The organism is Lactobacillus kefiranofaciens (assembly GCF_900103655.1).
GTDB classification, from domain to species: Bacteria; Bacillota; Bacilli; order Lactobacillales; family Lactobacillaceae; genus Lactobacillus; species Lactobacillus kefiranofaciens.
Genome location: NZ_FMXC01000007.1, coordinates 65,558 through 75,464, shown reverse-complemented (window position 1 = coordinate 75,464; position 9,907 = coordinate 65,558). Strand labels below are relative to the sequence as shown.

The window sequence follows — 9,907 nt, the reverse complement described above, 5'->3', positions numbered from 1 at the left end:
TTATTCAAGCAATTGAAACAAACAACACTCAAGAGCTTAAATCATTGATTACCAGCAAAGATTCAATTGGAACCCTAATGCATAAGACGCTGCTAACTTTTAAATACAATCTAAAAGCGGTGCTTAACGGTGCGGCGCTGCCTTATTCTAATGGCTGTCTTGAAGGCTTCAACCGCAAAATCAAGCAAATCGAACGAACAGCTTTCGGCTATTCCAATTTTATCAATTTATTAACCAGAATTCGTTTAGAGGAAAATCAATATAAAGAAAAAGAACCAAACAGCCTTTTAATGACTGCCTGATTCTATTCATTTACTCTCTATCAACAGGATTTGACAAAGAGCCATAAAATCCAACGTCCTCTTGGTTAGTTGAGTTAAGTAAGTATTACTTAACTGCATCTTTAAGAGCCTTACCTGGCTTAAATGCAGGTACTTCACTAGCCGGAATGCTAATTTCATCACCAGTTTGTGGGTTACGGCCTTTACGAGCTGCACGATGACGTACTTCAAAAGTACCGAAACCGATTAATTGTACCTTTTCACCCTTAGCAAGGTTATCTTGAATTGAGCCAAAGATAGCATCAACGGCTGCTGCAGCATCTTTCTTAGTTAATTTAGTCTTTGAAGCAACTTCAGAAACTAATTCAGCTTTATTTGCCATGAATAATTCACCTCCTGAATTGAACCCGAAGTCCATAGTTTGTTCTTTGTTTTGAAAAAACAAGGAATAATGATCACGTCTAATCATTGTTTCCTAGAAACCAAAATATCACAAAAAGCCCATTATAACAAGGTTTTGTACGAAAATTTACAATTTCTCCGCTACTTTCTCTTTCGAGCAATAATTTTAATCGGTGTTCCCATAAAATTAAAATTCTCTCGCAATTGATTAATCAAGAATCTCTCATATGAGAAATGCATTAGTTCCGGATCATTAACGAAAACGACAAATGTTGGTGGATTAGTACTTACTTGGGTCATGTAATACACTCGCAACCTCTTACCTTTTACCATTGGGGTAGGCACAAGCTTGCTTGCCTCTAATAATAAGTCGTTCAACACGCTTGACTGAATACGCTGATTTTGATTTTGATAAACGTTATTAACCATTGCAGGAATCTGATCCAAACGTTGTCCAGTTTTAGCAGATACAAATAAAATCGGAGCATAATCTAAGTATTGAAATTCTGTCCTAATTTCACGCTCAAATTCCTTTGCGCTAGTACTATTCTTTTTAGGCAAATCCCATTTATTAACTACAATAATAATTCCGCGCCCTGCTTGATGAGCATATCCGGCTACGTGCTTGTCTTGTTCTCTAATGCCTGTACTTGCATCAAGAACCAATAAAACCACGTCTGAACGTTCAATAGCACTCATTGCACGCATTACAGAGTATTTCTCTGTTTTCTCATAGACTTTGCCTCTACGTCTAATGCCGGCAGTGTCAACTACTTTGAACTTAATACCATCCTTAGTAAATGGGGTATCTACAGCATCACGAGTAGTGCCTTCTTCATTAGCTACAATTACTCGATCCTCACCAAGCAATTTATTAACGATTGAAGATTTACCTACATTTGGTCGACCAATTACGCTAAATGAAATAACATCATCAGCCTTAACATCTTTATCTTCTGGCAATTTTTTCACGATTTCATCAAGCAAATCACCAATACCAGTACCATGACTACTTGAAATTGGAATCGGATCGCCTAATCCTAAACTATAAAAATCATAAATGTCATTTCTTTGTTCCGGATTATCTGCTTTATTTACTGCTAAAATAACAGGTTTCTTTGTACGATAAAGAAGATGCGCAACTCTTTCATCAAGATCTGTCATGTGGTTTACCACATTAGTCAACATTACAATCACGTCTGCTTCTTCGATAGCTATTTCAGCTTGAGCACGGATTTCTTCTTCAATTTTTCCGCCTTCCCAAGTAATACCACCAGTATCGATCAAATCAAACTGGTGACCCATCCATTCAGCTTGCGCGTAATTACGATCACGAGTAACTCCCGCCTTGTCTTCAACAATTGCTAAACGTTGATTAATAATTCTATTGAATAAAGTTGATTTACCCACATTCGGACGACCAACAATTGCTACAACTGGTAAAACCATCTCTTCACACCCTTCCAATCTTATAAAAATAAAAAAAGCCGACTTACTGTCGGCTTTTTTATTAGAAATGACTATTTACGGTCCTTTAATTGGTCACCAATGATGTCACCTAAAGCAAAGCCGTTGTCGTTGTCACCCATATACTTCTTGTTAACTGAGTTTTTGTTACGTGAACGACGTGGACGAGAACTGTAGTTGTCTGATGATGAAGCATTAGGATCAGCAGCCTTGATTGAAAGTGAAATTCTCTTATCACTTGGGTCAATGTTTAATACCTTAACCTTAACTTCTTGACCAACCTTCAAAACATCGCTTGGCTTGTCAACGTGCTTGTTTGAAATTTCTGAAACGTGTACTAAACCTTGAATACCATCAGCAACTTCAACAAATGCACCGAAGTTAGTTAATGACTTAACTTCACCTTCGAAGACATCACCTTCATTTAAGTTAGCAGTAGCTTGTTCAAATGGAGAAGGTTCAATTTGCTTAATAGACAGGGAAATACGATGTCTGTCATTGTCAATACCAATGACCTTAACTTTAACTTCTTGACCAGCCTTTAAAACGTCACTTGGCTTGTCAACATGCTTGTAAGAAATTTCTGAAATGTGAACTAAACCGTCAACGCCACCAACATCAACAAATGCACCAAAGTTAGTTAAACGTGAAACCTTACCTTCGATTACATCACCAACAACTAATTGTGATGCAACCTTATCAAAGGCTTCTTCACGTTCTTCTTCAACTAAATCCTTGTGTGAAAGAATCAAACGGTTCTTGTTAGGATCAATTTCAGTGATCTTAAGCTTCATAGTCTTACCAATGTATGGCTTAAGGTCTGAAACGTAACGGTTAGAAATTAATGAAGCTGGTAAGAAACCACGAGTACCAACATCAACAAGTAAGCCACCACGAACTGATGAAGTTACAGTACCTTCGATAGCATTGCCTTCTTCGTAGTCCTTTTGTAACTTGTCGTAAGCTTCTCTTTCCTTTAAGCGGGTAACTGAGAAGAAGAATTCACCATTTTCCTTATCTCCACCGGCTCTTCTTAATACTAAGGCCTTGAACTTGTCGCCAGGCTTAACTAAATCACGTAAGTCTGCGTTACGATCTGAAGTGTATTCACGACGAGTAATGACACCTTCAACACCGGCATTTTCAACACCAACATCGATTTGGCCGTCTTCAACGTCTAATACTTCGACATCGACAATATCTCCGACCTCAACTCCTTGCATTTGCTTTAATGCGTCTAAAAATTGATTACTGTTTTCTGACATATGTACCTCCCAAATATCATATCCCATTTTAAAGGAAAGTTAGATATTTTTCTACTATTTTGTGCTGTTTTTTAAAACTTTTTTTGATTTTTTTCGATTTGAGCTAAAATTGCCTCTACAACTTGGTCAATTGACATGTTTGTAGTGTCAATTTCAATTGCATCATCTGCCTTTTTTAGTGGTGAAACTTTACGGTGAGAATCCTTATAGTCTCTTGCCGCAATATCTTTTTCAATTTCATCGACTGTTTGCTCAGATTTAATGCCACGCTGTTTTAAATCTAATAAGCGACGCTCAGCACGAGATCTAGCTGAAGCAACTAAAAAGATCTTCACTTCAGCGTTAGGTAATACAGTTGTTCCAATATCGCGCCCATCCATAATCACATTGGTTTTCCCCGCCATCTGTCGCTGGAGAGTAACCATTTTTTCTCGCACTTTAGGTAAAGCCGAAACCTGCGAAACATTCGCTGAGATTTCAGGTGTTCTAATCTCTTTAGAAACATCTTTTCCAGCTACGTATACTTTTTGCTCACCATTTTCAGACTTCAATTCAATTCCATCCTGATCAATGGCTCGTAATATTCCAGCTTCATCCCCATAATCCAATCTATGATTACGGGCAATTACTGTACATGCACGATACATTGCACCTGTGTCGATATAAACAAACGACAACTTATTAGCAATGATCTTAGCTACTGTACTTTTTCCTGCTGATGCAGGACCGTCTACTGCTACTTGCATTCCAATTAAAAGAGCTCTTAAAATCGAACTCTTTTGTCCTTTCTGAAAGATTATTTCAACTTAAGTGTTTGGCCAATATTGACATCCGAAGTGTCTTTAAGATCATTTAATCTGGCTAATTGATCAACGGTCATACCATTGTCTTCTGCAATACTAGTTAAAGTATCCCCAGTTTGCACAGTATAGAATTTATGCACAATTTTCTTAGATGAACTTGAACTAGATTGAATAGAACTTTTTTTGGATGAAGAAGATGATGAGGTCTTCTTTGCCTTGGATGACTTAGACGAACTTGACGATACCTTCTTGACCGTTTGAACTTCTTCAGCTTTTTCTGAATGGTGACTAGCCAATCGATGAACGGCTGGGATTAAAGCAATTAAAATAACTGCTAAAATCACGATAACAGCGATCCAGCGAGCTGATCCATCATGCGGATTATCTTGGGTACTACGCTTTTCAGTCGGCCGTTCATAATGCTGATATGGCCCCGTTGATTTTTTATCCATCTAAAATTCCTCCATTCACTTAACGAATTTAATTCTAGCATATTTCTGATGTCTTTGAATATGAAAAATTCCATTAACTCTAAAAGTTAATGGGAAAAAATTTTAATTCAAGTTAAATCTTTTACGTACAAATGGCTTAATAGTCTTAATTGTCGCTTCAAACAATAAATAAACCGCGACGCTATTAATTACACCTTTTAATAAATTAAATGGCACAATAATTGTAAAAATATAAGTAGCCATGGAAGGTAAATGCAATAATTGACCTAAATAAACTTTCTCAGTAAAATGAAGCAGACCGGCATAACCATTAATTGTTGGCAAGTCCGGCACAGCTGTTACCGCATAGATTGGAGTTAAGATAAATGCATTAGCTAGTGCCAAAATAGCCGTCATAATTAACACGCCAATTATTAAACCGAAAATAGGCTTTAAATGCCCTGCTTTAGTATTTCTATTCGTTTGATTAATATTCTTGCTAAAGAAATAAAATGGCAATGAGAATGACATGGAAGCTAAAAAAGCAGCTATTTCGCCAACTACGCTTGGCAAAGCAAATCCACTAAAAATCAAACTCAAAAGCATCCTAATTAGTGCAATAATCACTCCTGGCACAGCTCCAAAAATGAACATACCAATGGTAATAATTACATCAGAAAAGTCGAACTTTAAAAAACCTACTCCCGGAATAATTGGAAACTCCAATTTCATTACTACAAATGCAATACAACCTATTAAAGTGTATGCAATAATATTAGCTAGATTAGCAGAATTAGTTTTAGCACTGTTCATAAACTTGCTTTCCTTTCCAAAACAAAAGGTCTATTGCTTCAGCAACAGACCTTTAAAAGTTAAGTAAGCTTCTTTTTGAGTCTGTCTTCTTCCATCTAGACTTTAACTATCGGTATCTAACGATTCCACCACTTACGTGGGTCGCGGACTCTAACCGCCGGTCGGGATTTTCACCCTGCCCTGAAGACAATAACCTTTAATATTTAATTACAAGTATAAACTAATCCATTTGCATCAATTTGTCAACTTCATGCTTTGATAATTCCCGATACTGTCCAGATGTAAGCGAATCCAAGGTCAAAAAGGCGTATTTTTCACGCGATAATTTTTCTACCAAATGACCTACTGCCTTAAACATCCGCTTAACTTGATGATAATGTCCCTCATGAATGGTTAACTGCACAATTTGGGTATCCTTACGCTTATCCGTCTTAAGCACTTTGACTTTAGCTGGAGCAGCCTTAAAGTGCTCTAGTTTTACCCCACGAGTTAACGTATTAATTTCCTCTGGCGATAGCATCCCCTTAATTTTAGCAACATAAACTTTTGATACTTCATTTCTAGGATGCATTAAAAGATTGGCCAATTTTCCATCATTAGTCATTAATAATAGACCCGAAGTATCATAATCAAGTCTACCAACTGGATATAAACGATACGGAATATCTTCAAAATAATCTACGACTGTTTTTCTTCCCTTATCATCACTAGCAGTCGAAACAACGCCCCGTGGTTTATAAAACAGATAAGTATGCAAGCTTTCTCTTTCAATTGGCTCATCATCAACTGTAATGTTACTGAAAGTATCTACTTTAGTGCCTAACTTAGTAACCACTTGCCCATCTACTTTAACCCGTCCTGCCGTAATCATTTTTTCAGCTTTTCTTCTCGAAGCAATGCCTGCTTCTGCAATGACCTTTTGCAATCTTTCCGCCATTTTATTTTCCCTCCTGAATCTGTTTATCCATTTTACCTTTAGATTCAAATAAGTCTACCTCTTCATTATCAGCATTATCTTCAAAATCCTCAATTAACGGGAGATCTGCTAAACTCTGATATCCAAAATACTGTAAGAAGTAATCAGTAGTAACGTATAATTTAGGATGTCCCGGCGCATCTTTTTTACCATCAGGTTTAATCAAACCGCGCCAAATAAGAGTTTGTAAGGCTCCCGACGAATTAACTCCTCGAATATCATCAATTTCTACTCTAGTAATTGGCTGTCGATATGCAACAATTGATAAAATCTCTAAAGCTGATTGACTTAAATTCTTAGTTAAATCTTTTTGAAAATATTTTTCAATTATCTTAGCAGTTTGCGGACTTGTAGTTAATTTATAAGAATGTGCAATATGAATCAACTGAATACCAGCATCAGGATCAGTTGATAGGTTTTTTTGTAACTTATTTATAATAACCGTTAATTCTTTCTCATCCATTTTAAGAAGCTCAATTAAATTTTGCTCTTCAAGTCCATTATCTCCAGCAGCATATAACAGTGCCTCTAAATTCGCTTGCTTACTTACCATTTGCATCCATTCTTTCTAAGTCTAAGTCCCCAAACTCTCGCGATTGAGTAATTTTGACTTGATGATTTTTACTCAATTCTAGCATTGCTAAAAATAATCCAATTACATCAGAAATATTTTTCATTTGATCGGCACAATAAAAAAAGCTAACTCGCTTTTCTTTAGTTAACTTAACCTGCAAATAATCAATCATTTCATTTATCGGCGTCTCGGCTACTTTAATTAAAGCCGTATCTGGCCGACGCATTTTCAAACGACGAAGTACCATTGAAAAAGTGGTTGCTAGATCAGCTGAAGTAATCTGTCCTTTGGGTAAAGGCTGTATTCTAATATCTTTAGAAACACTTGCTTCTTTAGCAACTGTAATTGGGACTTTTTCATTTCTTTCTTTAAAATACGCGGAGACCTTTTTAAAAAGAGAATATTGTACCAATTGCTGTACTAACTCATCACGAGGATCTTCGTCAGGTTCGACCTGATCTACAAAATCATTTTGCGGTAACAAATACTGTGATTTAATTCGTAGCAAAGTTGAAGACATTACGAAATATTCACCTGCAATTTGTAGGTTCAAACTTTGCATTTGACGCAAATAATCTAGATATTGACTAGTAATTTGTGCAATAGGAATATCATAAATGTCGATTTTTTGTGATTGGATCAAATGCAATAATAAATCTAACGGTCCTTCGAAATTTGGTAACTCTAATGTTAAATTACTCTTCTTCATTATCTTCTTTGATTGTCTTTAATAAATTAGCATATTCTGGTAATGCCGTGATACGCTTATCTGGATATTCTTTTTTTAACTCCAACAGGATTTTTTGTTCATAACTAATTTCACGAAATCCAGGTGCCAGCGAAAGATACCTTATTACAATAAATTGGTTAGTAATTTGCGTACCCAGCACACCGACCATATTTTGTTGATTATTACTATAAAGAAAGAGTACAAATTCATTATCCTGTTCATTTAATCTAATCTCTTCCTTTAAACTTTCAATATTTTTAAAATCAGGCAAATAAGAAAGTAAACCCCTTGCCGTTTTTTCATAATCTTTTTTATATTGAATTAACATTTTTTCACCTAAAGACGGGGATGCGTCTTATGATATACTTCTAAAATCTGCTTTTGTGATAAGTTAGTATAAATCTGAGTAGTGCTAATATCAGAATGTCCTAAGATCTCTTGTACTACTCGTAAATCGGCACCATTAGCCAATAAATGAGTGGCAAACGTGTGACGTAAAGTGTGTGGAGTTACATCTTTAGTTATTTTTGCCATCTGACAATACTTTTTAATCATTTGCCAAATAGCTTGCCTAGTGAGCATTTTCCCCCGACTATTCAAGAAGATATGATCTTCACTGCGGCCAACTTTAAGAATTTGCGAATCACGAACTTGCTTTTGATATTTAATAATCCAATCTAATGCTACGGGACTAATAGGGATTAAGCGCTCTTTCGATCCCTTGCCCAATACTCTAATTAGACCAAGATCTTCATGCAAATCTTGTAACTGTAGATTAATTAACTCACTCACCCGCATACCAGTTGCATACAGTGTTTCTAAAATAGCCCGATCCCTAATGCCTAATTTTTTATGAATATCCGGCTGTGCAAGTAGCTGCGTTACTTCTTTTTGACTTAATGCTATTGGCAGTCTGCGTTCTTTCTTTGGTAGATCAATTTCAAGCATTGGATTGAGCTTTTGAATATTTCGTCGTGCAAGCCATTGATAAAATTTACGCATACTTGAAATCATCCGGCTAATTGAACTAGTAGATTTATTTAAATCGCGCTGTCTAGCTAAAAAAGCATCAACATCATTTGCTTCAGTTGGCCAGCTAGTCATGCCTTCCTTTAAGACAAAAACAAGATATTCTTCCAAATCTTGACGATAAGCAGTAATTGTATTAGTACTCAATCCGCGTTCAATCTGCCTATAGCGCAAGTAATCATCAATTTGATCTTGTAAATTATTCTTCTCCATCAGCATTCTCTTCTGGATCTTTAATTAAGGTAATTGTTCCCGCAGTCTCATCCTCTTTGATTAAGCCGTCTTTTAATAGATGACCTAAGGCCCGTTTAAAAGCGGACTTTGAAATACCAAAATATGACTTAATCTCTTGCGCATCAGACTTATCATAAAATGGCAAAGTCTTTGTTTCTCGTCTACGTAAACTCATCAAAATCATTTGAGCATCATCATCAATTTCTTCAAAAGCCCGCGGCAAAGTACTTAGATTTAATCGACCATACTGACTAACACCAATTACTCTACCCTTAAATTGTTCCCCTAAGCGCATTGGACGTGGCATCTGTGTCTCATGTATAAATCCTAAGTAATAGTCATTAGTTAAAACAAAAGCACCGATATCACGAGTTGTATAAACTGTACCAGCAACATTTTCATTGCTCATATTATTAGGGAAATTAGCAGCTAATTGATCAAAAATGTTTTCATCTGCTAATTTTGCCCAAATTCGATCCTTATAGTCTGTTTCTAATCGTACTAATAGACGATCATCACGACGAGGCCATCTCTCCTTATCACGTGGCAAATCATCCATTGATACTACCACATCCTTATCAGGTAAGCCTACATCAACGAAAACACCTAAACCTGGACGAGCCTCAGTTACTTTACCCCACCCATATTGATCAGGTTGAGCAAATGGCAAAAATTGAGTCATTTCTCGATCGTGTTCTTTATTGTCATAAATGAAACCTTCAATCTCATCACCAATCTTAGGTAGTTCATCTTGAGTAACTTCATGCTTTTTTAATTCATACGTAACACCATCAATCTGAACATAATACGCCTTATCGTTGGCATCAATAATTTTTCCTTTTGCAACTGTTCCAAGCATTAATCAACGTCTCCTACTTTACATATTCTTTATATATAAGTAT

The 9,907-nt window shown here is 36.2% G+C and carries 13 protein-coding genes and 1 riboswitch; of the genes, 1 reads left to right on the top strand and 12 read right to left on the bottom strand.

What is annotated here, in order from left to right; translation table 11 throughout:
• The coding region (locus BLP58_RS04410; protein ID WP_143000312.1) for a transposase at window positions 1-302 on the top strand (302 nt) is incomplete at its 5' end.
• 85 nt (window positions 303-387) lie between these two features.
• Here BLP58_RS04410 and hbs read toward each other — a convergent pair.
• From hbs to BLP58_RS04350, 12 genes are all read right to left on the bottom strand, one after another.
• A complete protein-coding gene (gene hbs, locus BLP58_RS04405) occupies window positions 388-663 on the bottom strand; it encodes a non-specific DNA-binding protein Hbs (protein WP_013854188.1) in 276 nt (91 codons plus the stop codon).
• 161 nt (window positions 664-824) lie between these two features.
• Window positions 825-2,132 (bottom strand): ribosome biogenesis GTPase Der, encoded by a 1,308-nt coding sequence (gene der / locus BLP58_RS04400; RefSeq protein WP_013854189.1) that lies wholly within the window; start codon window positions 2,130-2,132, stop codon window positions 825-827.
• A 71-nt stretch (window positions 2,133-2,203) separates the two neighbouring features.
• A complete protein-coding gene (rpsA, locus tag BLP58_RS04395; protein WP_013854190.1) occupies window positions 2,204-3,415 on the bottom strand; it encodes a 30S ribosomal protein S1 in 1,212 nt (403 codons plus the stop codon).
• Window positions 3,416-3,486: 71 nt separating this feature from the next.
• Window positions 3,487-4,161 (bottom strand): (d)CMP kinase, encoded by a 675-nt coding sequence (cmk, locus tag BLP58_RS04390; protein ID WP_013854191.1) that lies wholly within the window; start codon window positions 4,159-4,161, stop codon window positions 3,487-3,489.
• Window positions 4,162-4,211: 50 nt separating this feature from the next.
• Complete coding sequence (locus tag BLP58_RS04385) at window positions 4,212-4,670, bottom strand: SAG1386/EF1546 family surface-associated protein (protein ID WP_013854192.1); 459 nt, start codon at window positions 4,668-4,670, stop codon at window positions 4,212-4,214.
• A 102-nt stretch (window positions 4,671-4,772) separates the two neighbouring features.
• Window positions 4,773-5,462, bottom strand: coding sequence for an ECF transporter S component (locus BLP58_RS04380; RefSeq protein ID WP_013854193.1), 690 nt, complete (start codon window positions 5,460-5,462; stop codon window positions 4,773-4,775).
• Window positions 5,463-5,541: 79 nt separating this feature from the next.
• Window positions 5,542-5,654, bottom strand: a riboswitch (FMN riboswitch).
• A gap of 28 nt (window positions 5,655-5,682) precedes the next feature.
• On the bottom strand, window positions 5,683-6,399 hold the full coding sequence (locus BLP58_RS04375; protein ID WP_013854194.1) for a pseudouridine synthase: 717 nt from the start codon (window positions 6,397-6,399) through the stop codon (window positions 5,683-5,685).
• A gap of 1 nt (window position 6,400) precedes the next feature.
• Complete coding sequence (scpB, locus tag BLP58_RS04370; RefSeq protein WP_013854195.1) at window positions 6,401-6,991, bottom strand: SMC-Scp complex subunit ScpB; 591 nt, start codon at window positions 6,989-6,991, stop codon at window positions 6,401-6,403.
• Complete coding sequence (locus BLP58_RS04365) at window positions 6,981-7,721, bottom strand: segregation and condensation protein A (protein ID WP_013854196.1); 741 nt, start codon at window positions 7,719-7,721, stop codon at window positions 6,981-6,983. The genes scpB and BLP58_RS04365 overlap by 11 nt, the downstream gene beginning before the upstream one ends.
• Window positions 7,708-8,070, bottom strand: a complete 363-nt coding sequence (locus BLP58_RS04360) for a reductase (protein WP_013854197.1) — start codon at window positions 8,068-8,070, stop codon at window positions 7,708-7,710. Before BLP58_RS04360 ends, BLP58_RS04365 begins: the two co-directional genes overlap by 14 nt.
• A gap of 8 nt (window positions 8,071-8,078) precedes the next feature.
• Window positions 8,079-8,984, bottom strand: a complete 906-nt coding sequence (xerD, locus tag BLP58_RS04355) for a site-specific tyrosine recombinase XerD (RefSeq protein WP_013854198.1) — start codon at window positions 8,982-8,984, stop codon at window positions 8,079-8,081.
• Window positions 8,971-9,864, bottom strand: a complete 894-nt coding sequence (locus tag BLP58_RS04350) for a CvfB family protein (RefSeq protein WP_013854199.1) — start codon at window positions 9,862-9,864, stop codon at window positions 8,971-8,973. The genes xerD and BLP58_RS04350 overlap by 14 nt, the downstream gene beginning before the upstream one ends.
• Window positions 9,865-9,907 lie beyond the last annotated feature (43 nt).

Coding starts and splice junctions, on each gene's coding strand:
- hbs (WP_013854188.1), bottom strand. CDS start 663: ATGGCAAATAAAGCTGAATTAGTTTCTGAAGTTGCTTCAAAGACTAAA.
- BLP58_RS04385 (WP_013854192.1), bottom strand. CDS start 4,670: ATGGATAAAAAATCAACGGGGCCATATCAGCATTATGAACGGCCGACT.
- cmk (WP_013854191.1), bottom strand. CDS start 4,161: ATGCAAGTAGCAGTAGACGGTCCTGCATCAGCAGGAAAAAGTACAGTA.
- rpsA (WP_013854190.1), bottom strand. CDS start 3,415: ATGTCAGAAAACAGTAATCAATTTTTAGACGCATTAAAGCAAATGCAA.
- scpB (WP_013854195.1), bottom strand. CDS start 6,991: ATGGTAAGTAAGCAAGCGAATTTAGAGGCACTGTTATATGCTGCTGGA.
- BLP58_RS04375 (WP_013854194.1), bottom strand. CDS start 6,399: ATGGCGGAAAGATTGCAAAAGGTCATTGCAGAAGCAGGCATTGCTTCG.
- xerD (WP_013854198.1), bottom strand. CDS start 8,984: ATGGAGAAGAATAATTTACAAGATCAAATTGATGATTACTTGCGCTAT.
- BLP58_RS04350 (WP_013854199.1), bottom strand. CDS start 9,864: ATGCTTGGAACAGTTGCAAAAGGAAAAATTATTGATGCCAACGATAAG.
- BLP58_RS04380 (WP_013854193.1), bottom strand. CDS start 5,462: ATGAACAGTGCTAAAACTAATTCTGCTAATCTAGCTAATATTATTGCA.
- der (WP_013854189.1), bottom strand. CDS start 2,132: ATGGTTTTACCAGTTGTAGCAATTGTTGGTCGTCCGAATGTGGGTAAA.
- BLP58_RS04360 (WP_013854197.1), bottom strand. CDS start 8,070: ATGTTAATTCAATATAAAAAAGATTATGAAAAAACGGCAAGGGGTTTA.
- BLP58_RS04365 (WP_013854196.1), bottom strand. CDS start 7,721: ATGAAGAAGAGTAATTTAACATTAGAGTTACCAAATTTCGAAGGACCG.